Annotated in this window: 17 protein-coding genes; 4 read left to right on the top strand and 13 right to left on the bottom strand. The window is 59.3% G+C overall.

Annotation, left to right across the window (positions count from 1 at the left end; all coding sequences use genetic code 11):
• Window positions 1–36 precede the first annotated feature (36 nt).
• Together prsR and prsK are read right to left on the bottom strand one after the other, a co-directional pair.
• Window positions 37–1,413: a PEP-CTERM-box response regulator transcription factor gene (prsR, locus tag EDC38_RS15100; protein WP_123639373.1), complete on the bottom strand. Its 1,377-nt coding sequence runs from the start codon at window positions 1,411–1,413 to the stop codon at window positions 37–39.
• 81 nt (window positions 1,414–1,494) lie between these two features.
• Window positions 1,495–3,540 (bottom strand): XrtA/PEP-CTERM system histidine kinase PrsK, encoded by a 2,046-nt coding sequence (gene prsK, locus EDC38_RS15095; protein WP_123639372.1) that lies wholly within the window; start codon window positions 3,538–3,540, stop codon window positions 1,495–1,497.
• A gap of 311 nt (window positions 3,541–3,851) precedes the next feature.
• On the opposite strand from prsK, the gene EDC38_RS15090 reads away from it, so the two are divergent.
• Window positions 3,852–5,117, top strand: coding sequence for an ammonium transporter (locus EDC38_RS15090; protein ID WP_123639371.1), 1,266 nt, complete (start codon window positions 3,852–3,854; stop codon window positions 5,115–5,117).
• 149 nt (window positions 5,118–5,266) lie between these two features.
• Window positions 5,267–5,605 carry a P-II family nitrogen regulator gene (locus tag EDC38_RS15085; RefSeq protein ID WP_024461944.1) on the top strand — a complete coding sequence of 113 codons (339 nt, stop codon included), beginning with the start codon at window positions 5,267–5,269 and terminating at the stop codon, window positions 5,603–5,605.
• A 72-nt stretch (window positions 5,606–5,677) separates the two neighbouring features.
• Here the strand turns inward: EDC38_RS15085 and EDC38_RS15080 are convergent, their stop codons facing one another.
• Window positions 5,678–6,013, bottom strand: a complete 336-nt coding sequence (locus tag EDC38_RS15080) for a hypothetical protein (RefSeq protein ID WP_123639370.1) — start codon at window positions 6,011–6,013, stop codon at window positions 5,678–5,680.
• 303 nt (window positions 6,014–6,316) lie between these two features.
• Between EDC38_RS15080 and EDC38_RS15075 the strand changes: the two genes are divergently transcribed.
• Complete coding sequence (locus EDC38_RS15075; RefSeq protein WP_123639369.1) at window positions 6,317–6,607, top strand: hypothetical protein; 291 nt, start codon at window positions 6,317–6,319, stop codon at window positions 6,605–6,607.
• Window positions 6,608–6,711: 104 nt separating this feature from the next.
• Here the strand turns inward: EDC38_RS15075 and EDC38_RS15070 are convergent, their stop codons facing one another.
• From EDC38_RS15070 to EDC38_RS15025, 10 genes are all read right to left on the bottom strand, one after another.
• A complete protein-coding gene (locus tag EDC38_RS15070; RefSeq protein ID WP_024461947.1) occupies window positions 6,712–7,005 on the bottom strand; it encodes a hypothetical protein in 294 nt (97 codons plus the stop codon).
• A 41-nt stretch (window positions 7,006–7,046) separates the two neighbouring features.
• Complete coding sequence (locus EDC38_RS15065; protein WP_123639368.1) at window positions 7,047–8,585, bottom strand: methyl-accepting chemotaxis protein; 1,539 nt, start codon at window positions 8,583–8,585, stop codon at window positions 7,047–7,049.
• A gap of 247 nt (window positions 8,586–8,832) precedes the next feature.
• The gene (locus EDC38_RS15060) at window positions 8,833–11,886 is read right to left on the bottom strand and encodes a S8 family peptidase (RefSeq protein WP_123639367.1); all 3,054 of its coding nucleotides are present in this window, start codon (window positions 11,884–11,886) and stop codon (window positions 8,833–8,835) included.
• A gap of 287 nt (window positions 11,887–12,173) precedes the next feature.
• Window positions 12,174–12,950, bottom strand: coding sequence for a ThuA domain-containing protein (locus EDC38_RS15055; RefSeq protein ID WP_123639366.1), 777 nt, complete (start codon window positions 12,948–12,950; stop codon window positions 12,174–12,176).
• A 302-nt stretch (window positions 12,951–13,252) separates the two neighbouring features.
• Window positions 13,253–14,470, bottom strand: coding sequence for a M61 metallopeptidase family protein (locus EDC38_RS15050; protein ID WP_123639365.1), 1,218 nt, complete (start codon window positions 14,468–14,470; stop codon window positions 13,253–13,255).
• A gap of 100 nt (window positions 14,471–14,570) precedes the next feature.
• Complete coding sequence (gene ubiD / locus EDC38_RS15045) at window positions 14,571–16,040, bottom strand: 4-hydroxy-3-polyprenylbenzoate decarboxylase (protein WP_123639364.1); 1,470 nt, start codon at window positions 16,038–16,040, stop codon at window positions 14,571–14,573.
• Window positions 16,041–16,184: 144 nt separating this feature from the next.
• Window positions 16,185–17,444 carry a transcription termination factor Rho gene (gene rho, locus EDC38_RS15040; protein ID WP_024461953.1) on the bottom strand — a complete coding sequence of 420 codons (1,260 nt, stop codon included), beginning with the start codon at window positions 17,442–17,444 and terminating at the stop codon, window positions 16,185–16,187.
• Between the two features lie 390 nt (window positions 17,445–17,834).
• Window positions 17,835–18,164: a thioredoxin TrxA gene (trxA, locus tag EDC38_RS15035; RefSeq protein ID WP_024461954.1), complete on the bottom strand. Its 330-nt coding sequence runs from the start codon at window positions 18,162–18,164 to the stop codon at window positions 17,835–17,837.
• 226 nt (window positions 18,165–18,390) lie between these two features.
• Complete coding sequence (locus EDC38_RS15030; protein WP_123639363.1) at window positions 18,391–20,082, bottom strand: sensor histidine kinase; 1,692 nt, start codon at window positions 20,080–20,082, stop codon at window positions 18,391–18,393.
• Between the two features lie 11 nt (window positions 20,083–20,093).
• Window positions 20,094–20,933: a response regulator gene (locus EDC38_RS15025; protein ID WP_246004465.1), complete on the bottom strand. Its 840-nt coding sequence runs from the start codon at window positions 20,931–20,933 to the stop codon at window positions 20,094–20,096.
• Window positions 20,934–21,062: 129 nt separating this feature from the next.
• Between EDC38_RS15025 and EDC38_RS15020 the strand changes: the two genes are divergently transcribed.
• Window positions 21,063–22,535 carry a hypothetical protein gene (locus EDC38_RS15020; RefSeq protein WP_123639362.1) on the top strand — a complete coding sequence of 491 codons (1,473 nt, stop codon included), beginning with the start codon at window positions 21,063–21,065 and terminating at the stop codon, window positions 22,533–22,535.
• The last annotated feature ends 11 nt before the right edge of the window (window positions 22,536–22,546 follow it).

Here is a 22,546-nt window from a genome sequence, read left to right as displayed (position 1 = left end):
GCGTTGCGCTTATCCGCCCTACGGAGATCATGGGAGCTAAAGGTTAGGGACTGTGTTGCTGCCTAACGGGATATCGTGTTTCTTGATCAAGTCGTAAAACGTCGGCCGGGTAATGCCCAGCAGCTTGGCGGCGGCCGAGATGTTGTTGTCGGTCATGGCCACCGCCCGGAGTATGGCGTGGCGCTCGGCTTCCTGACGCACCTGGCGCAGGTTGAGCGACAGGTCTTCGCCGTCGGTGATCAGGCCCAGGTCGTCCCGGGTGATGTGTTTGCCGTCGGCCATGATGACCGCGCGTTTGATCTTGTTTTCCATTTCCCGGATGTTGCCGGGCCAGCCGTAACATTCGATGGACTGGACCGCATCGGGGGTAAAGCCTTTGATCTTCTGATCGTGTTCTTTGGCGAATTTGAGCATGAAGTGTCGTGCCAGTAGCACTTTGTCGCCTTGCCGGGTTCTCAGCGGGGGAATCTCGACCGTCATCTCGCAGATTCGGTAGTACAGGTCCTCACGGAAACTGCCTTCGTCTACCATCTCTTGCAGGTTTTTGTTGGTCGCACAGATGACCCGGACATCCACCGGAATTTCCTCGCGGCCGCCCACGCGTTCGATGACGCGCTCCTGCAGGAAGCGCAGCAGCTTGGATTGTAGGTTGAGCGGCATGTCCCCGATTTCGTCGAGGAACAGGGTGCCTTCGTGGGCGGTTTCGACTTTACCCAGGGTCTGTTTGCCGGCACCGGTAAAGGCGCCTTTCTCGTAGCCAAACAACTCGCTTTCGATCAGGTTTTCCGGCACGGCGGCGCAGTTGATCGCGACAAAGCGCTTGTTGCGCCGAGGGCTCAGGTGGTGGATGGCCCGGGCCATGACTTCCTTACCGGTGCCACTTTCTCCCAGCAGGGTACAGGTGACGTTGGTGGGGGAGATCTTTTCCAGCATGCGGCAGATCTTGAGCATCTGGGGGTCGTTGGTGACCAGGCCTTCCAGTGGGGTTTGCTGGAGGCGGGCCAGGCGGCGGTTTTCTTCCTCCAGCTCGAAAATGTTGAAGGCGCGCTGGACGATCAGGTCCAGCGTCTGCGGGTCCACCGGCTTTTCGTAGTAGTCGTAGGCGCCCATCGCCACTGCGCGGATGGCGTTGTCGTGATCGGTTTTCCCGGTCATGACGATAATCTTGGTGGTGGGTGACATGCGCAGAATGTCCTGAATGCACTTGAAGCCTTCGTCCACACCGTCCTGGTCGGGGGGCAGGCCGAGGTCCTGAATGACCACGGGTGACTCGTGCAGCCTTAGGGCGGCGATGGCATCCTGCCGGTTCTCGGCAAATACCGTTTCGTAATCCTCGAAATGCCAACGCAGCTGGCTCTGCAGGCCTCGGTCGTCCTCGATAATCAACAGGGTGTGCTTGTTGTTTTTACTCATAATGCCTTAGCCTTTTTGCGGAGGTGTGTTCACTCCGTGGGGCCGCTCCCGGCGGTGGGCACCGAACCGGCCATGTTCGTTTTACTCTTGCGTGACCGGTAAGGTGACGGTCACGGTGGTTCCTTCGCCGACGGCGCTGATCACATTCAGTGTGCCGCTCAAGTCATTAATATACTCGCGGGACAGGTAGACGCCAATCCCCATACCCTTGCCGGACTTGGTGGTTTCAAACGGCTTGAACAGCCGGTTGTGAATGAAATCCCAGTCCATGCCGCTACCGGTATCCTCGATGGCAATCACCGCTTCGTGATCGTCGCACCGGAGGGTGACGTGAACCCGGCCGTCGTCCGGCGTCGCTTCAAGGGCGTTTTTGATGAAGTGGGTGAAGGTCATTACCAAACGCACTTCGTCCGCTTCAATGTACCTTATATCGTCGCTGATTTCAGCCGTCAGCATGGGTTTTTGTCGCCAACATTCGGCGACGGCTTTTTTTACAATGTCGTTGATCGACAGGCGGGTAATCAGGTCTTTACCGTCGGTACGCAGCTTTTTGAGGAGGTTGTTCATCCGATCGACGGAGTTGCTGATGGTATGAATGGCATCGTCGATGAACTCGGGTTTGTCCTTGTGTTTTTCCGCGTTTCGTACCACCAGTGCCTGCTGGGCAATCAGGTTGTTCAGGTCGTGAATGATGAAAGCCACGAGCTTGTTATAGGTGTCAAACTGGCGTCCCTCGGCGAGCTGTTCGGCCTGCTGGTGCCGTTTGAGGTAACTGGCCAGCTGGCGTCCCATGGTTTTCAGCAGGTCCAGGTCTTCCCAGGTCAGGGAGGCGTCCGCCACAGGCTTGGTCAAGGCCATAAAACCGATGAGTTCGTCACCGACAATAAAGGGGAACAGCAGCCACAGATCGGGAATGTTGTGCACCCAGGGTGGCAGGTATTCGTTGTACTGACTCAGGGCGAGGTTGTCGCCACTTTCGGGAAAGAAAACCCACTCGGATTGTAAAAAAGTCTGACAGAAAGGGCTGTCCACCGGCTCTTCCTGAAGGTCAATGTAGCTGGGGAGGCCACTTTGGTAGACCGGTTCATAAAAGCCCTGCTTACGAATCCAGATGGCGCCGCCCGGGGTTTTGGTCACCGAGGCCACCGCAAAGAAAGCCCGTTCATTGGCTTCGCTGGTTTCCGCCGGCTGGGCCAGATAGTTGATCAGGCGCAACCATTCACTGCGGTAATCGTATTTGTGCCGGAACAGGTGTTTGTTGATCAACACCGACAGGCGGGAGCGGATGGTGGTGGACACGAACACGGTGGTGATCAATAACACCGCACCGATCAACACCAGGCTGTAGATGACGGTTCCCCAGTTGCCGCCATACAGGCGCACGTAGTAACCACCAAGGGCGAGAATGGTAATCAGCACCCCGACGGCAATCAGGGAGGTGGTGTAAAAGGCAATCGGTCGGGACAGGGTAAAGTTGGCCGGCCGGTCATTGCGCTGGAGAAGCAGCAGGCCGCCAAGGGCCATAAACAGACAGGTGGCAATGGAAACGGCGGCCCGGGATTGCCACAGCAGTGGATCAATCTGCTGGAAAATCAGCGCATGGGTAAACAGATAGATGTCGTACAGGAACAACGCGGCCAGGTTCATGCACAACAGTTTGATCTGCCGATCGTTGCCGGCGGCGTAACGGAATAGCTGCTCTACACTCACCAGCCCGATTACCGCCAGGGACAGAGTCAGCCATGCCTCCAATGAAAAGATCAGCTCCCATTGGGTGGCGGACGCAACCAGGGCAAACAGGGTCACCGGCCAGCCGATCAGAAACAGAATCTTGAGGCTTCGGGGCAGGGCACTGTTGGATGCGCTGGCTTTCAGGGTCAGGTAGACCGAGAGCGTCCAGATATTGTAGTGCAGGCACTCGAAGAAAAACGTCCAGTGGGTGGCCGGCCAGGGCTGACTGATGCCGGCGACGATGACCAGCAGGTTCAGGGTGTGTACTGCCGCCGCTGGGGCGAAGATGGCTGTCTTCTGTTCTTTGAAGAACTGATAGATGTACGTCAACGTCAGCAGCGCGGCGACGACGGCTGCGCTCAGGTACGCCATAAAGGTAACGTTGTCGTATTCCATCAGAATCAGATTCCTGCCTTCTTTATTCCTTGAGCATATCACAGTGCCTGTCTGGCACAGCAGGTGCCATTCTAAAGCGGAAAGCGGTGCCAGTTCCAGTTTGGTGCAAAGTTGGTGCGCACCGGGGCGGTGCATGCGCCATGTTGGTGCGAAGTGGCTGGTTGGCGCGCGACTCCCAATCGTAATTATTCCCTAAGTCTTTGAATAATAAGTTTTTTATCTTGTTGGCCTGCTCTATGCACTGTCCGGGGTCAGGCCGGCAATATCAGCTGTTTTTTCAACTCACAATCCATAAAGACGGGGAAAATGCAATGGAAGAAAATATTTTTCATTTGCAGTATGCGATCGACACGTTTTACTTTCTAGTATGTGGGGCTCTGGTCATGTGGATGGCCGCGGGCTTCTCTATGCTGGAGGCGGGTCTGGTCCGTGCTAAAAACACCACAGAGATTCTGACCAAAAACGTCTCTCTGTTCGCCATCTCATGCATCATGTATCTGGTGTGTGGTTACGCCATTATGTACGACGGGGGAATTTTCCTCTCCGGTATCCAGAACGTGGATGTCGCCTCTACCCTGGGTGAGTTCTCCGAACGTGGTGACTTCACCGGTGGTTCCATCTATTCCGGCGCTTCTGACTTCTTCTTCCAGGTCGTGTTCGTGGCTACCGCCATGTCCATTGTCTCGGGTGCAGTCGCTGAGCGCATGAAGCTGTGGGCCTTCCTGGCTTTCGCCGTTGTCATGACCGGTTTCATCTACCCGATGGAAGGTTCCTGGACCTGGAACGGTGCTGATGTCTTTGGCATGTATAACCTGGGCGACCTGGGCTTCTCTGACTTCGCCGGTTCCGGTATCGTCCACATGGCCGGTGCGGCCGCGGCTCTGGCTGGTGTACTCCTGCTGGGCGCCCGTAAAGGCAAATATGGCCCCAACGGTGAAGTGCGCGCTATTCCCGGTGCCAACCTGCCGCTGGCCACCCTGGGTATGTTCATCCTGTGGATGGGCTGGTTCGGCTTCAACGGTGGTTCGGTGCTGAAACTGGGCGATATTGCCAACGCCAACTCCGTTGCCATGGTGTTCCTGAACACCAACGCCGCGGCGGCAGCTGGTCTGGTGGCTGCGTTGATCCTGGGCCGCATCCTGTTCGGCAAGGCTGACCTGACCATGGCGCTGAACGGTGCTCTGGCCGGTCTGGTAGCGATCACCGCTGAGCCTTCTACCCCGAGCGCTCTGGGCGCCAGCATCATCGGTGCCATCGGCGGTATCATTGTGGTCTTCTCCATCGTGGGCCTGGACAAGCTGAAGATCGACGATCCGGTCGGTGCCATCTCCGTACACGGTGTGGTCGGCCTGTGGGGTCTGCTGGCGGTACCTTTCACCAACAGCGACGTCAGCTTCCTGGGACAGATTATCGGTGCACTGACCATCTTCGTCTGGGTATTCGTGACCAGCCTGATCGTCTGGGGTGTTCTCAAGGCGGTGATTGGCCTGCGGGTTTCCGAGGACGAGGAATACGAAGGTGTGGACCTGTCCGAATGTGGTATGGAAGCCTATCCGGAATTTGTCAGCAACAAGTAAAGACCGGCCGGGGGTGTTCTGCACCTCCGGCGTTCAAGCCACTTGCTTTTGAGTGGCGGGAGATGACCCAAACCGCTGTAACGTGTATCTTAGAGGCATAGGGCATTTCAACACCGTCACTTTAAAGTCGTTTAAGTAAGGAACTCACAATGAAACTGATCACTGCTGTAGTAAAACCGTTCAAATTGGACGACGTGCGCACCGCACTGTCCGAGGTAGGCGTTCAGGGCATGACGGTCACCGAGGTCAAAGGTTTTGGCCGCCAGAAAGGTCACACCGAGCTGTATCGGGGTGCCGAGTATGTGGTGGACTTCCTGCCCAAGGTAAAGGTAGAGCTGGCTGTTGACGACTCTCTGGTCGAGCAGGCGGTGGAAGCCATTACCAAGGCCGCCCAGACTGGCAAAATCGGCGACGGTAAGATCTTTATCACGCCGCTGGAGGAGATCATCCGTATCCGTACCGGCGAAACCGGCCCGGACGCGATCTGATCCTGATCGCTCCAGTACTACCCAAAACCGGCGCCTCAGGGCGCCGGTTTTGTTTTATGGGGAGCGAACCGCTCAGTCCCGGGTTCGCGCCAGGATGGCATCCACTTCGGGCCTCAGTTGGGCCACATACTGCCGATGGCGCAGCACCATGAAGATGGGCAGCACCACCACCATGATGATCCCCCCGGTCACCGGCCGCCCCAGCCCTAGCGCCGGTCCCGCCACCAGCGCGATAAACAGCGATACCGCGCAGATCCACACCAGGCTGATGATGTTTCCCCGCCAGTGGGTCAGTTTTCTCTCGGGCGCATAGGCGCGCTCGTGGGCCTGCTGCAGAATCGCCGCCTGTTCTTTTTCGGGCAGCTCAGCCAGTTGGGGGAAGTGTTTACTCAGTAGCCGAACATTCATAACTGCTTCCGTTAGTGGTTGAAGGTGCGCCAGGGGCGCGCTCCATAGGGTGGTCTGTGGGACTATACGCCGGTTTCAACGGTGTCGATGTGTCGGAACGATCTGAGGACACCCGCCGGTAATAACCAAAATTTTACCCCGGTTCCCTGCTAAGGTAAAAAAAGCCTAAAAACACCACCAAAAACTCATGACGTCGTCGTTTTCTTGCGCTATAAATTACGCGAAAACGGGTCAAAATCGGCCACTCGAAAACGGTCGTTATGGCCTGGGTTGACGTGCAACTGGCGTGGTGGAGGTGTCACTATGGCAAGTCAATATCCCCTTAACGACAACGATGTGGATGATGTGCTCGAGGATGAAGACAGTGCCGACGATGAGGCGCTGGATGAGTCTGAAGTTGAGCTGTCGTATTCCGCTAAATCGGAAGCCCATGAGGACTTCAGTGTGGCCGCCCGCCAGAGACTGCGCGATGAGTTGGCTCGCCAGGTGGAGGCCTTTCTGGCCCGGGGTGGGCACATCAGCGAAATTCCCTCTAGCCTGAACAATGCGCGGCCGAAGAAGCCGGTGTCGGATTATGGTGATCGAATGATGTGATGTGATGGGGTGGTTGGGTTACGGCGGATAAGCGCAAAGCGCGCATCCGCCGTAACCCGACTCGGCAGCATCCGCCGTCACCACCCTACGCCGCTACCCCGAAATCAACTATTCCGCGACTTGAAGGTCCGGATTGCCTCGTTAAACTCCGCCGCGAAATCCTCCAACGCCGAAATTTCCTTCCGCTTCTCACCGCCACTCATGCGGGCACAGCCCAGGTACTCCTCCATGGCCTTAACGTAAGCCTTCACTTCGTTGTTGGCTTTGACCATCTGAGCGGTTTCCGCCGTCATCGGGTCAGGAATGGCCGGCTTGGCGTCCGGGGCGCTACATGCCTGAGCCAGGCCAGGCAGACTGAGGGTGGCTACCACACTGCAAAGAAGTAGTTGTTTTTTCATGACGCTTGTTCTCTCTGGCTTATGGTTTTTGGTGCGCTGTCCTATAGCTTGAAGCGGTTCACCAGGCTGGTGAGTTTTTCCGCGGTTTCCGCCAGGCTGCTGGTGTTGGAATTGATCCGGCTGGAGCTCTCCGCCGTGCTCAATGCAACCTGGGAAATACTGTCGATGTTGCCTTCAATCTGTTGAGTGGCCGAGCTCTGTTCCTCCGAGGCCACGGCCACCTGGTTGGTGCGATCGCGAATCACGCTGACCAGCTCGGTAATATCCACCAGGGAACTGGTGGCTTCACCGGCTTTCTCCACCGATGCTTCCGCCTGGCTGGTACCCTCGGCCATCATTTCCACGGCTTCTTTGGCACCCACCTGCAGGCGCTCGATCATCTCCTGAATTTCGGTGGTGGAGCTCTGGGTGCGCGAGGCGAGGGTGCGCACTTCATCGGCCACCACCGCAAAGCCACGACCTTGCTCGCCGGCGCGGGCGGCCTCAATAGCGGCGTTCAGGGCCAGCAGGTTGGTCTGTTCGGCCACTCCACGGATCACATCGAGTACCGAGCCGATGCTGACGGTTTCTTTGTTCAGCCGGTCGATGACTTCGGCGGCCCGGCGGATTTCCGAGGCCAGGTTCTCGATCTGGCGGGTGGTAGCATTCACCACCTGCTTGCCATTGGCGGCGGACTGATCGGCCTGGTGCGCCTTCTCGGCGGTTTCGCTGACGCTCTCGGTTACGTCCTGCACCACATTGGCCATCTGCTTGATGGCCACCACCACCTGCTCGATTTCGGCTTGCTGGTTCTTGATGGCGTTTTCGTTTTCGTTGGACAGCTGGGACACCATATGGGCGTTTTCGCTGACTTCCTGGGCGGTGTCGGCCACACTGGCGATGATGCTGTGCAGACGCTCCACAAAGGTGTTGAAGCAGGTGGCCAACTCTGCAATTTCATCACTGCCGCTGACCGGCAGGCGCCGGGTCAGGTCGCCCTCGCCTTCGGAGATATCACGCAGCGCCCGTACCACCTGATTGACCGGCTTGGTAATGCTTGCCTGAACCAGGTAGGCAATCGACGCGGCAATGATGCTGATCACAATGATGAGGATGACGGCATCGCCCACGGCCTCGCCGACCAGGTTGTCCAGCTCGCTCATGTCCACGCGGGCGGCAATAGTGCCGATCCGGTTGTCGCCATCCATGATGGATTCGGTCATGACGATATCGCCATCCAGCTCCAGCATGCCCGCCTGACGTGGGCTGCGGGGAATATCGCTGGGCAGCTGGTCACCGTCGGCATTGCGCACAAACCAGGCGAACGGCTCGCCATTGCTGTAGATCACGGCGTTCAGAATACGCTCGCTTTCGGTGAGTGCTTCCAGCGATGCCTTGACGGTGGTGCTGTCTCCGAAGCTGATGGCACCGATATTGGACGTGCCCAAGACCTGGGTCAGGGTGCGAGTGTCTTCAATAATCGTCTCTTCCGTGGTGGCAAGCCCGGCTCGGACGGTAACCACAGTCGTCACGATAACCGCCAGAATACAGGTCAGGGTGACACTCAGAAGGATTTTCCATTTCAGCGATAGATTGTTCACGATACCCTCATTTTTACTATTAATGGCCGACGCGTTGTTCCCGCTGATCCGGAAAGTGCTCCGTGGCGTATTTTCTTGCATTTTGCCACAGTGGTTCCGATCAGACACGGAATGTTCTAGAAAAAATTGTGATAAAAATCCTGAGGTTCGCTGATTCGGAGCATAGCGAACCCCGTATCAGGCCAGAATTTGGGCTAATGGACCTGATGGCGGGGCGTCCTGCTTTAGGGTTAGCGGCCGGAAATGATTACTCTTGAGAGCTTCTTTGTCGGCGCTGCTCGGGTGGGGGCACTTGCCTGACGTGGGTTGCGGGTGGCTCGGGGTTGCCCGACAGAGATTGGGAGCTGGATTCAAGCAGGCCCCCCAGAATACCCAAGGTGAAATCCAGCCCGGTGCGGTCGGCGTCGGTCACCTCAATGATCTGTTCACGCTCCAGGCTGGGGTAGGCCCCACACTGCTCGCCCAGCTGGCAGATGATGCCGTCGGCGTCGATATCGGAGCCCGCGACCACAGAGTAGCGGCCCGGGAGTACTCCGGTGATTTCGAAGGTGGCTTCTTCGTTGGTGGTGTCCGTGGGGAGGGCCACCGCCTGGTAGGCCGTGCCTTCGGCGTCGTCCTGATCAATCAGCAGCACGTAGGTTCGCGTGAGCTGGCCGGTGGTTGAAACCGTGCCGACCTCCATGAAGACTTCCAACGTCAGTGTGCTGTCGCTGTCCACGGTAAACAGCACCCGACCCCGATAAAAGCCCGGGCTGTCTTCCAGGGACGCGCGGTCGACGCTGACCCGGTAACGGCCCAGGCCATTGGGCTCAACCTCAAAAGGCTCGACCGCCAGCCAGGGTACCTCGGTGTCAACGGTGATCGAGCCCGGCTCTCCCTCTCCCTCTGAGATCAATTCGACCAGCGTTTCCGACGTGGTACCCAGGTTGACCCGGGATGGCTGCACGTTCACCCGCGCGGGCCATTCGAAATCGCCATTAGCGATACCGAATGCGGTGCCCACAGCGCGCTCAGCGTCAATCTGGCCATAGCCCAGCTCATCGCTGCGCGTGCCATCCCCCGAGGTTAGCTCCCCCTGTTCCAGCAGTTGAGTAAATTCCGAGGCGGTCAGCCCGGGGTATACGGCTTTCATCAAGGCCGCAACCCCGGCCACATGGGGTGCCGCCATGGAGGTGCCCTGGTAGGACAGGCTGTAACCGGGCTGAATGGCGCCCGTACCATCTCGCTCTGCACTGGTGCTGAGAATACCGTCGGGAATCGCATCACCGTTGGCGTCTTCCTGCAGATAGCCTCCCGGCGCGACCAGATCGAGCGTTGCGCCGAAATTGGAATAGGGCGCACGTCGCCCAGCGGCGGTGGTCGCACCCACAGAAATGACCGTGGGGTAGCTCGCGGGAAACAGCGGCTCGGAGGTGTTTTCATTACCGGAAGAGGCGACGATCACTATGCCCAGGGTCTCACTGATCTCCCGGAAGGTGTCCGCTTCGATCTGGGAGTTACCGGGGCCGCCCAGGCTGAGATTGATGATATCCGCCGGGCGTTCGGGCAGGGTGCCGCTGTCGTTTTCCAGCCCGGCGGCATACAGCACGCTCTGTAAAATGTCGTAGCTGGTGCCTCCGCCAACCCCCAGAGCGCGAAGGGGCATAATCTGCGCTCCCCAGGCAATCCCGGCACCGCCCCGGCCGTTGTCGCTGGCTGCCGCCACCGTACCGGCCACGTGTGTGCCGTGCCAACTGTCCGGGTTCAGGCCATCGCCATCGCCCGGATCGTTGGGGTCCGGATCAATACCTGGTTGGTTGTCATTAGCGACCTCGTCGTCCCGGATAAAGTCATAGCCGTCGAGCAATTGCCCCTGCAGATCGGGGTGTTCGAGCAGCACGCCGCTATCCACCACCGCGACAATGGGTGGATCACCGCTGACCGGGGTCCCCGTGGTCAGATCCCAGGCGCGGGGCAGATTGATGGCGTCGTAATGCCACTGCAGGTTGTAGCGCGGGTCATTGGGAACGCGCTGGGCGTGGCGCAGGTAATTGGGTTCCGCCCGGGCGACGGCCGGATCCAGACGCCGGGCCTTGATGGACCGCAGGGTGGTGAGCTTCTGGTAGGCGGTGGGGTTGCGGAGGCTGAGGCTTGCCAGCGCGCTGCCCGGACGATGGGCGGCGCGTGCGCTAAACGGCGCGCTGTGTTCAAGTTGCACTCGCACCCGGTTCGCCGTGTTCAGACGCTTCTGGCCGGTCTCGGCGGGTATCACCAGCATCTGTCCCGGCACGAAGTCGCCGCTTTGGGTCTGGCTCAGGTCGGTCTGCGGTGCGGTGCCTTCGGGGAGCAGGCGCAGTATGTACTTGGAGGTGCCCTGGGCCGCCGCGACTTCAATCAGGTAATCTCCGGTTGCACCAATGGTCAGCTCCTCAAACTCTCCGGTACCGGTGGAGCTGCCGACCAGGTCCTCCGTGGCCGAAAACAGGTAGAGATCCAGGTCGCCCTGATAGCGAGGCTCATCTCCCTCCACCGGGGCGTAATCCACCACCTGCAACTGGATCAGCTGGCCTTCCTGCAGGCTGACTCGATAGTAATCCGCCGGGTTGGCGGTGTCTGCGAAGTGCGCCGGGAAGCGCGGGTCGATGTCGGCAGGTTCGGCGGTAGCAAAGCCGGCCAGGGTGGTGCGGTTATTGATGAATTGGGGGGTATCGAAGCTGTCGTTCAGCACCAACTCGGTGCTGGCGTCATTGAGCGTGCCGTCAAACTGATTCAGGGCGGTGGCGTTCAAGGTCCCGCTCACGGTATACACGTCTGGCTCAAAGCGGGCATTGATAGTGCAGTCAGCCTGTACGTTGGCAACGGTATATCGGTCCTCTTCGAGACTGCCGCCGCAGCCGGAAATGCTGGCCAGGCGGTAATCTTCGGCGGGAAGCACGGCAAACTCGGTGATATCCTCAATGGTGACCAGAGCAGACTCTGGAGACAGCGTGCCCGAGCCGCTTACCTGGGTGCTGACTTGATAATCGCTGAGTTCAAAGCGGGCGCTGACGGTACAGTCACTTTGAACCGTATCGGTGGTGAAGATATCCCGGGTGCGCTCGCCGCCACAGCCGGTAATGCTCTGAAGCTCGTAGCCCGGCTCGGGGGTGATGGTGAAGCTGGTGGTCTGACCCTCCTCCACCTGGCGCTGACTGGGCGTGATCTGCCCGCCCTGATTGTACTCCGCGCGCACTTCGTAAACCGTGGGCCCCGGATTGCCGCTGCAGGCGACCAGTGCCATTGTCAGGGCGAATGGCCAAGAGGCTCTGGTGATGACAGACATAGCGAATACCCAGCCGGTGGATCAGTCTTTAAAGGCTAGTATACGTCTGGGATATACGACAGGTTGTGCGGTGGGTGGCAAAATGGTGTGAAATGCGCCAGAAGAGATTGGTTTGGGTGTGGTTACGGCGGATGCGGCCTTCGGCCTTATCCGCCCTACGCGTACCTCCGCAGCTTGAGTAGGGCGGATAAGCCGAAGGCGCATCCGCCGTTAGCCCGTAGGTCGGATTAGCGCGCAGCGCGTAATCCGACAAACCGCCCCCGAGGCGAGGGCGAAGTACCTAAGATCTACTTCTTGAGACCTTTACCCGTGGCCGCCCACATCAGGCCGCCATAGATATGCTCCAGAAACAGTCGGTCTCCATAGGTGGCGGGAATATGCCCCAGGGCGGTGTAGAAGGCGCGGCCGCCATCATACTCGTGGTACCAGGCCATGGGCCGGAAATCCATGTCCTGGCTTTCCTTCTCGCCCCACTTGGCGTAAGGGTCATAGCTATCGCCATCCACGGACAGAATGTAGTTCAGCGTATCGATGCGCTCGGTGCCGAACTCATAGAACTCATCGGTCCACCAGAACTTGTCGGGCATGCGCTCCAGACCCGGGAATTTGCGATCCAGTACTTCGAGCTCAGCGGTCTGGTTGCGGGGGTGAATGTGGAACGTGCGGCCCACCATCTTGGTGTACCAGTCCCAGTCGTATTCGGTGTCCGAGGCGCTGTGGATACCCACGAAGCCTTTGCCGGACTGGATGAAGCGCTCCATGGCTCCCTGTTGCTCTTCGTTCAGGATATTGCCGGTGGTGAGCAAAAACAGGACGACGTCGTATTGTTCCAGATTCTCGTCGTTGATCAGCTTGGCATCTTCGTGCCAGTCAACGGCGAACTCGTGCTTTTCGGCCATTTTGCGAATGGCGGCCACGCCTTCATTCACGGATTTGTGATGAAACCCGTCCGTCTTGGTGAACATCAGGACTTTGAATTGCGGGATGGACTGGGCCTGGACGCTGGTAAAGGTAAACAGCAGACCGAGTACGCAGGCGGCGGTAAACAGATACTTCTTGAGCATTGCCGTGGATCTCCGGGTGTTGGGTTATAGTTAGTGTGACGCTATTGTGCCTTGGGTTGATGAGTATTGGAAGGTTTGGGTTATGGCGGATGTGGCTGGGCGTGGTTACGGCGGATGCGCTTCGCTCCGATACGTCGGACCGATCCGCCCTACGCGGAGTTATACCGCTGCGCTCGGCCGTAGGGCGGATAAGCCGAAGGCGCATCCGCCGTAACCCACCGTCACAATAACCTCCGCAGGCACGCGTGGGGCGGATCGGTCCGACGTATCGGAGGGCAAAGCCCGCATCCGCCGTAACCCAACTATTCCGCCTGCCGAAGCAGCGGCGTATCCAGTACCTTTGAGGGTTTACCCATCACCTCGGCCACCACCTCTACAAACATCCCGGTGGTCACCGTACGCTTCTCTATCAACACCCGTGTGACGTCATCCAGGTTGCGCTCGCCGTCTGTCACACTCTGAATTTCCCGGTCCAGCTCATCGAGCAGCACCACCGCCCGGGCGCTGGTGGCGCCGGCCGAACGTTTCTTACGCAGGGTTTTCACTTCGCTACCCCAGTCGGCCAAACCTTCCATAATTCGCGTGCGTCGGGCTTCGGTCAGCGACCCGGCCCGATACAGCAGTTCCACCGCATAAAATTCCGCCAGCCCCTCGACCAACCAATCGCTTCTATCACGGCTGTCTATCCGGGTGACCACATGGATCAGCTCGTGAATGACCGTGCTGGTTCCGTTTTCGCTGACCATGGGCCGGTCGCCGTGGAGAAACAGGGCATTGGGGCCAGACAGGGCGCCGCGCCACATGGGGTCGCCGTGCCCGATGACCGCGAATTTGGGAGGCGCGGTTTGAAACGCTTGTTCGACCTCGGGCCAGACGTTGGTGATCAGGGTCACCACATCCATCCGCCGCAGGCTGCTGCCCTTTGGCGCACTGACCACCAACTCGGTATCCCCCAGCTTCTCCCGGCGGGTGCCCAGTTGTCCGGCAATCATCCAGCCAGTGGGCCGGTCGAAGCGCCGCTCGGGGTTGTCGATCCGAAACCGGCGTGCCCCCTCTTTATCCCAGCCGGTGGTGACGCTGGTCCAATGCTTCGGTAACGAAAATTCCAGCCAGGCCTCGGCGTAAACCTTGCCTGCTGTCCGCACGCGGGCCGCCGGAATGATGTCGTCGCCCCGAAAGATGGCCCAGTTCTCGGTCATCAGAGAGTCGTACTCGCCCGGGTCGCGCTCGTGGGACACTTCTACGTGCAGGGTTAAACGGGCGTTGCGCTTGGGCGGCGTCCAGAGTGCGCGATCGTCTTCGATTTTCAGCTCGCCGTTGGCTTCCAGATTGGAATAGCGGCCGGAGCTGAGATCAAAATCCAGTAATTTCAGCAGGCCCCGGTGGTCGCTTTCAATCACCACCTCGGCGCGGTCGTGCTCGGGGTTTAAGGTGACGTGGTAGTGGATTGGATAGGTGGGGTTCTCTGCGTTGGCCGCGAGAGAGATAATGAAGATTAAAATTATAGAGAGTAATCGCATGCAGTTCGCCGGTAGGTGGACGTTTGGTAACGGCGGATGCGGGGTCTAATCGCTGCGCTCGGCCCCTACGCGGACTGCCGTGGTATCCGCCGTAACCCAACTACGAATCTATCCCCAACTCATCCCACAACGCATCCACGCGTTGTTTGATTTCGGGGTCCTGCACAATAGGACTGCCCCATTCGCGATCAGTTTCACCGGGCCACTTGTTGGTGGCATCCAGCCCCATCTTCGAACCCAACCCGGATACCGGCGAGGCGAAGTCCAGGTAATCAATGGGGGTGTTATCCACCAGCACCGTATCCCGACTCGGATCCATGCGGGTGGTGATTGCCCAGATGACATCCTTCCAGTCCCGGGCATTCACATCATCATCCACCACAATCACAAACTTGGTGTACATGAACTGACGCAGGAAGGACCAGACGCCCATCATCACCCGCTTGGCGTGACCGGGGTACTGTTTCTTCATGGTCACCACCGCCATGCGGTAGGAGCAACCTTCCGGCGGCAGATAGAAGTCCACAATTTCCGGGAACTGCTTGCGCAGAATCGGCACGAACACCTCGTTCAGTGCCACGCCGAGAATGGCCGGTTCATCCGGCGGGCGGCCGGTGTAGGTACTGTGATAAATCGGATCTTTGCGGTGGGTGATGCGCTCCACGGTAAAGACCGGGAAGCGATCCACTTCGTTGTAGTAACCGGTGTGATCCCCAAACGGCCCCTCATCGGCCATATCGTCCGGGGCGAGATAGCCTTCCAGAATGAATTCGGCGGAGGCGGGCACCTGAAGGTCGTTGGTCTGGCTTTTCACCACTTCGGTTTTATCGCCCCGCAACAATCCGGCGAACCCGTACTCGGACAAAGTGTCTGGTACTGGTGTGACCGCGCCAAGAATGGTGGCCGGGTCCGCGCCCAGCGCGATGGAGACCGGGAAGGGCTCACCCGGGTGGGCTTTCTGCCAGTCCCGAAAATCCAGAGCGCCGCCGCGGTGGGCGAGCCAGCGCATGATCAACCGATTCTTGCCGATCTTCTGCATCCGGTAGATGCCCAGGTTCTGTCGCTCTTTTTCCGGGCCCCGGGTAATCACCAGCGGCCAGGTGACCAGCGGGCCGGCATCGCCGGGCCAGCAGGTCTGAATGGGGAGCCTGTCCAGATCCACTGCGTCGCCTTCCAGCACCACTTCCTGACAGGGCGCCTTGCGCACGACTTTCGGGCCCATGTTCAGGACCTGTTTGAAAATCGGCAGTTTCTCCCAGGCGTCTTTGAAGCCTTTGGGGGGCTCGGGCTCTTTCAAGAAAGCGAGTAGCTTGCCCACTTCCTGCAGGGCTTCCACGGAATCTTCACCCATGCCCAGTGCCACCCGTTCAGGGGTGCCGAACAGGTTACCCAGCAGCGGAATATCGTAGCCCTTGGGGTTTTCAAACAGCAGGGCCGGGCCACCGGCACGCAGGGTGCGGTCGCAGATTTCCGTGATTTCCAGGTAGGGATCGACTTCGGCGGTGATGCGTTTGAGTTCGCCGCGTTGTTCGAGCAGGTGGATGAAGTCTCGGAGGTCGCGGTATTTCATAGGCGAGGGGCGTGGAGGCAGATTATGTTAGGGGCGTTTTGGTAACGGCGGATGAGCGTCGTGGTGTGGTTACGGCGGATGCGGCCGTTGGCCTTATCCGCCCTACGCCTGCCACGGCAGGCCGCATCCGCCGTTGCCCAACGTTTACTTCCGCTTCATGGACAGGAAGAACTCATCATTGGTCTTGAAGTCCTTCAGCTTGTCCACCAGGAACTCGGTCGCGGCCACGTCTTCCATGTCGTGCAGCAGGCGGCGCAGAATCCAGGCGCGCTGCATTTCATCTTCCTTCATCAACAGATCTTCGCGACGGGTGCCGGAGCGACGTACATTGATTGCCGGGTAAATACGCTTCTCGGCGATTTTCCGATCAAGGTGCAGTTCCAGGTTGCCGGTGCCTTTGAATTCCTCGTAAATCACTTCGTCCATCTTCGAGCCGGTGTCGACCAGCGCGGTGGCGATGATGGTCAGGCTGCCGCCCTCTTCAATATTCCGGGCCGCACCGAAGAAACGCTTGGGACGCTCCAGAGCGTGGGCGTCCACACCACCGGTCAGCACTTTACCGGAGGAGGGAATCACGGTGTTGTAAGCGCGGGCGAGGCGGGTGATGGAGTCGAGCAGAATGATCACGTCTTTCTTGTGTTCCACCAGGCGCTTGGCCCGCTCGATCACCATGTCGGCGACCTGCACGTGACGGGCCGGCGGCTCGTCAAAGGTGGAGGCGACCACTTCGCCGCGCACCGAGCGCTGCATCTCGGTCACTTCTTCCGGACGCTCGTCAATCAGCAGAACGATCAGGTGGCACTCGGGGTTGTTGCGGGTAATCGCCTGGGCAATGTTCTGCATCATCAGGGTCTTACCGGCTTTCGGCGGTGCCACGATCAGGCCGCGCTGGCCTTTGCCGATGGGAGAAATCAGATCGATAATGCGCGGAGTCAGATCTTCGGTGGAGCCGTTACCGGCTTCCAGGCGCAGGCGCTCATCGGGGAACAGGGGGGTGAGGTTTTCAAACAGGATTTTGTGTTTGGAGCTTTCGGGCTTGTCAAAGTTGATCTCGTTGACCTTGAGTAGGGCGAAGTAGCGTTCGCCTTCCTTCGGGGGCCGGATCTTGCCCGCAATGGTGTCGCCGGTGCGTAGGTTGAAGCGGCGAATCTGGCTGGGGGAGACATAGATGTCGTCCGGCCCGGCCAGGTAAGAGCTGTCGGCCGAGCGCAAAAAGCCAAAGCCATCCTGCAGGATTTCCAGGACGCCGTCGCCGTAGATGTCTTCACCGCTTTTGGCGTGGCGCTTCAGGATATTGAAGATGATGTCCTGCTTGCGCGAACGGGCCATGCTTTCCAGCCCCATTTCCCGCGCGATGTCGATCAGTTCTTCGATGGGTTTGGTTTTCAGGTCGGTTAAATTCATACAGTGTGACTTTGGTGTGAAGGTTAATGGATTTGTTGTTGCACGAAAATTGTGATTCTGAGCGTGCGGGACTGGCGGTGCCGGGGTGCTGTTATCTCTGCTTACAGGCTGACTGCAGGCCAGGGTGGCTGAGCCACAGAGCGCCGAAACAGGGAGAACAAGCGGGAATTTATTGGAAATCAACTGGCGTTTCAGTCAACTCCCCGGAGCTGCCCATCGATTTGGCTGGTCCATCGATCTGGATGGTGGTTCAGAGCTGAATCAAGGCCGGGCAAACATCGAATGAAGGGAGTATAGCGATAAACGCCGGGTAGTGCAAAGGCGCCGGTCACTGCTTGCCGTGCGCCCGGCAGCCACCCGCCAGGCGGGGGCTGCCGACGGGGTTCGGGCTTACAGAGCGCCTTCGATAAACTCGACCAGCTGCTGCTTGGACAGTGCGCCCACCTTGGTAGAGTCCGGCTCGCCGTTCTTGAAGATGATCAGCGTCGGAATACCACGGATGTTGAACTTGCCCGGGACTTCTTTGTTGGCGTCCACATCCATCTTGGTGATCTTGATCTTGTCACCGTGGGTGCCGGCCAGCTCGTCCAGGATCGGAGCGATCATTTTGCAGGGACCGCACCAGGCTGCCCAGAAATCCACCAGAACGGGCTTGTCGGACTTCAGAACTTCGGCGTCGAAGCTCTCGTCAGTGACGTGCACAATAGCGTCGCTACTCATAAAGCTGTGTCTCCAAATCGGTATCGTGAGTGAAGCGGTGTCGACCGCGCCAAGCGGGTCGTGGCCGCTTTATACGTGTGCCAGCATAATAAGGATTGCACTGCGGCCAGGCAAGGGGCAAAAAGCAATGGCGCTTATAAATGCCAACAATATAAAAACCTATACTGGTAGTAACGTTTAATTATATATGGGGATGACTGGCCGAATTTCAATGTCCCGGGCGGCTTCAGTCCCGGTACTCCTCAAGAGCCTCGAAGGGGCGGTTCAGGTCCTCAACCCGGGGTGCCAGAGCGTCCAGGTCCTCATCGTCCCCCTCGACCCTCGAGGCGGCGGTGGGCAATAGCACCCGGAAGCACACCCCGGCGACATCCAGCGGCGTAAAGGTGAGCTTGCCGCCTTTGCGCCGGGGCTGCACCTCCAAGGCCCAGCGGGGGGTGGCCGGGTTTTGAGGGTCCAGCCGGGTCTCCCGGCCGCCGGAGGGGTCCAGCTCGAGGGCGAGGGTGTCCTGACTGCCCGTCGGGGTCAGCTCCACGCGGGTGATGGCCTGGTCGAAATCCCATTCCAGCGTTGCCGCTCCCGGCTCGGAGGGGGCGCTGAGGGTCTGGGCCCGCCGACACTGAGGCTGGCCGTCTTCGTTCAGGGTGACTTCAATCACTTCGGTGGTCAGCTGGCCGTCGGCCAGGGCAATGCGCAGGGAATAATAGGCGGGTCGGTTTTCAACGTTCTCGACCTTTACCCGACCTTCATAGCCTTTGACGATCTCCTGGACAAAGAACAATCCGAGCCCCTTGCCGTGGTGCTCCCGGGCGCGGCGGGTGGAGTAGCCGAGCTGAAAAATCTGCTCCATGGCGTCGGGCTCGATGTGGGGGCCCCGGTTGTACACCGCGAGCTCGACCCGAGCGCCCAACTGGCCGAGGGTGAGCGCCACCCGGTTGTATTTGGATTTGGCCTTTTTACGGGCAAAGAACTGGGCGTTTTTCAGCAGGTTTTCCAGCATCAGGACAAAGTGGTTTTCGTTGCCGAGCAGGCTGTCGGTCGGGTCCAGATAGGCACGAAACTGGGGGTCGTCGTCCAGTACCAACCGCTCGGTTGAGCCCTCATCCAGGGCTTCGAGCCGGCTCGGTGATTCCTGCAGCAGGGGCGCGAGCGCCTTCAGTGTGGCCCGCCTCGGCCGGTAATCCGGGCGATGGGGTACGGCTTCGGAGGCGTCATCGTTCAGCAGGCGCTGGTAGTAGTGCTCCTCACACTCGCACAGCTGGTTGCCGATGTGCAGGGCAATGTTGTCCGTGGTGGACAGGTCCAGCAGGTCCCACAGATAGCGCATCGCTTCGAAGGCGTCGCGGTCTCGGCCATGAGTCTCCTCGTCCGGATACTGATCCTGTTCCAGGTGGCTCTGTAAGGCGGTCTGCACCTTGTCAAAGCAGATGACTCCGTTGTGACGCACTTCGGCGGCGATGCTTTTGAAGTGCAGAAACTTCTCGTCGTACTCGATATATTCCAGCAGCTTCTCGCTGATAAACAGTTTCAGTTTGTCGGCGTGACCGGCATAGGTGTGGGCTTTGAGTTGCAGTTGTTTCTTGCTCTGCCAGACCTGGTTCAGCTCGGTGCGCAAGCGCTCGATATCCCGGTCAAAGGCGCGTAGGCGCCGGCTGTGATGGAATACGTCGCGCAGGATCAGCAAGGCAAAGATCAGCAGCGCCGCCAGTTTGATCTCCAGCTCCTGGAGCAGTGGGTGCAGACGGTAGCCCTCGGGCATCAGGCCCAGTTCGCGCAACAGCTGGGGCTCGCCCGCCGCCAGCAGGTAGGCGCCCAGCGCCAACCCGGCCAGGCTGCTCAGCCAGGGAAAGGCCAGCCGGCGCGGGCGTACCGACGGAGGGTGGGAGGTGGTGTTGAGGGCAGTATTGTCGGGGTCGGCCACGGTGAGGCTCCTTACTCTGATTGGACCGGCTTCCAGCAATAGGCACCCAGGTCCCCAAAAGTGACGATCCCTTCGCCTTGCTGACACAGGGCCATGAAGTCCCGCTCTGGCTGGGCCTGTTGAACGGCGTGGCGCAGGGTTTTGATGTGCTGGCGGTAATTGGCGTAGGAAAACCGCTCCGGGTCGGCTTCCAATGCCTCGGCCATCTGCAGGGTGGATACCGGCCGGGGGGAAGCCTCCACCAGGTAGCGCAGAATTTTCCGGGGCGTCGGGCCCAGAGGGCGGCGGGGATTGTTGGGGTTCATCAGCTTGTGGCCGTGCCAGAAGACTTCCCAGGTGAGCTTATCCAGGGTCAGGGGCCCGCTGGTGAGCTGTTCGGTTGTAGGTGCTTCGCGCTGGCGCAAGGCGGCCTTGATGCGCCAGCACAAGACCGCTTCGATATTGCGTTGATGCTTGGCGATAAAGTCCTGAATGCCTCCCTGCTCGAACGCGCTCTGCTCAATATCCGTGCCGCTGTACTCGGACAGATAGACCTGGGGGACGTCGGGCCATTTGCGCTGCAGTGCCCGGGATACCGAGGCGCCGGCGCTGTCCCGGCCGTTTATCTGAGCGTCCAGCAAGGCAATATCCGGTGCCTGGCCGGCGCCGCTCTGCTTGATGTGCTGACAGGCCGCTTCGGCAAACCGGAATACCTGCACACGGGTGGGCCGGCCATCAAAATTGGTGGCCTCGAGCACCGGCTGGAACTTCTCGATCCAGTGGGACTGATCTTCAACCCAGAGTATGTCTGCCATGGCCAAAGTGTAGCATTGGCTGCCAGAAAGGCTGTGATGGCGGTCACTGTTGGGCAAAGCCGCCCGCCTCTGAGGTGGTATCAGCCTGCTTGCCTGACCAACTCACCGATTTTTCACCCACGTTCGCGATACTTCGACTCAAGCCAATCCGCTGGTTGGCACAATCATTGATTCGGAGGATTCATCATGTTCAATCAACTACTGACCCTCTGGTCGGATTCGCCGGCGCTCTCGCTGGCAATCTGGCTGGTGATTCTGGTGGTGGTGCTCTATCTGGGGCGCCGCCATGCCCATCAACTGTTTCGCGCCAGTGGCCGGGCCGTGCATGGGGCCATGCGCCTGTGGAGCCGGTCCATCGGCCAATTGGAAAGCCGCCTGGTGGCGCGCAACCGGGACGTGCTGCTGGCCATGGGGCGCCGCTCGGCGGAAGCCGCCATTGAGCGGGACTTTAACCGGGTGCATACCATCATGGAGCGGGATCTGAGCCGCTACCCCAATCTGCACCGAAAGATTGCCGACGCCATCGAGAAAATCGAGGCCGACTATCAGGAGGCCAGCGATGCGCCGCCTTTGCCGCCGGCCTGGTCGGAGGTGATCGAAACTGTCTCCGGCCTGCCCGGCAGCAGTGACCCGGCGGTACACAAGGTGTTGGAAAATATCCGGGAGGTGATTGAAGACGCCCATAAAGAGACCTTGAAGCTGTACCAGAAAAGCAGTCGGGAGCGGCACCGGATTCTGGCCGGGATGCAGCCCCAGTGGCGCTCCCTGGATCAGAACCTGAGCCAGGTGAAGCAGACCATTGATGGGCTGGATGAACGCAGCAAGACCATTGATGAGCAGATGCAGGAATACGCGGCGATTCGTGCCGGGGAAGACAAAGCGGTGAATTCCCTGACCGCGTCCTCCATGACCCAGTTCCTGATTGCCGGGCTGGTCTTGGCCGTGGCGCTGATGGGCGGGCTGATCAACTTCCACCTGATTGCCATGCCCATGTCGGAAATGGTCGGCAGCAATAGTTATGTGGGGTCCATGCGCATTTCGGACGTTGCCGCGCTGGTGATCATTCTGCTGGAAGTGGCCATGGGGGTGTTCCTGCTGGAGTCCCTGCGGATCACCCATCTGTTCCCGATCATCGGCAGTATGGATGACCGGATGCGCCGGCGGATGATGATTGTCAGCCTGACGCTGCTGACCATCTTGGCCAGCATTGAAGCCTCCCTGGCCTATATGCGCGACCTGCTGGCTCTGGACCGCGAGGCGCTCAACCAGACCCTGACCGGAGCCGCGGTGGTGGAGGCCCAGTTCCGCTGGATTCCCTCCATCGGTCAGATGGTGCTCGGTTTCATTCTGCCGTTCGTGCTGGCATTTGTGGCGATTCCGCTGGAGTCGTTCATTCACTCCCTGCGCACCGTGGTGGGGGTTATGGTCGTGGCACTGCTACGGGGGCTGCGCCTGGTCGTCCGTCTGGTGGGCGGCATGGCCAATCACCTGAGCAAGATGCTGGTGCACCTGTACGACATGCTGATTGTGGTCCCTCTGGCCATCGAGCAGCGGGTGAACCGTCCGCGTGCCAGTGAGCGCAAAGCCGACCGCGAGGACCCGCCCTGGGATGACAGTGAGGATCTGGAAGCAACCAAGGTGGTGGGGGTGAAGCCATGAAGCGAACTGTG

The sequence above is a fragment of the Marinimicrobium koreense genome (assembly GCF_003762925.1).
GTDB classification, from domain to species: domain Bacteria; phylum Pseudomonadota; class Gammaproteobacteria; order Pseudomonadales; family Cellvibrionaceae; genus Marinimicrobium; species Marinimicrobium koreense.
This window is presented reverse-complemented; position numbering and strand designations above follow the sequence as displayed.

Coding starts and splice junctions, on each gene's coding strand:
- prsR (WP_123639373.1), bottom strand. CDS start 1,413: ATGAGTAAAAACAACAAGCACACCCTGTTGATTATCGAGGACGACCGA.
- prsK (WP_123639372.1), bottom strand. CDS start 3,540: ATGGAATACGACAACGTTACCTTTATGGCGTACCTGAGCGCAGCCGTC.
- EDC38_RS15090 (WP_123639371.1), top strand. CDS start 3,852: ATGGAAGAAAATATTTTTCATTTGCAGTATGCGATCGACACGTTTTAC.
- EDC38_RS15085 (WP_024461944.1), top strand. CDS start 5,267: ATGAAACTGATCACTGCTGTAGTAAAACCGTTCAAATTGGACGACGTG.
- EDC38_RS15080 (WP_123639370.1), bottom strand. CDS start 6,013: ATGAATGTTCGGCTACTGAGTAAACACTTCCCCCAACTGGCTGAGCTG.
- EDC38_RS15075 (WP_123639369.1), top strand. CDS start 6,317: ATGGCAAGTCAATATCCCCTTAACGACAACGATGTGGATGATGTGCTC.
- EDC38_RS15070 (WP_024461947.1), bottom strand. CDS start 7,005: ATGAAAAAACAACTACTTCTTTGCAGTGTGGTAGCCACCCTCAGTCTG.
- EDC38_RS15060 (WP_123639367.1), bottom strand. CDS start 11,886: ATGTCTGTCATCACCAGAGCCTCTTGGCCATTCGCCCTGACAATGGCA.
- EDC38_RS15055 (WP_123639366.1), bottom strand. CDS start 12,950: ATGCTCAAGAAGTATCTGTTTACCGCCGCCTGCGTACTCGGTCTGCTG.
- EDC38_RS15050 (WP_123639365.1), bottom strand. CDS start 14,470: ATGCGATTACTCTCTATAATTTTAATCTTCATTATCTCTCTCGCGGCC.
- ubiD (WP_123639364.1), bottom strand. CDS start 16,040: ATGAAATACCGCGACCTCCGAGACTTCATCCACCTGCTCGAACAACGC.
- rho (WP_024461953.1), bottom strand. CDS start 17,444: ATGAATTTAACCGACCTGAAAACCAAACCCATCGAAGAACTGATCGAC.
- trxA (WP_024461954.1), bottom strand. CDS start 18,164: ATGAGTAGCGACGCTATTGTGCACGTCACTGACGAGAGCTTCGACGCC.
- EDC38_RS15020 (WP_123639362.1), top strand. CDS start 21,063: ATGTTCAATCAACTACTGACCCTCTGGTCGGATTCGCCGGCGCTCTCG.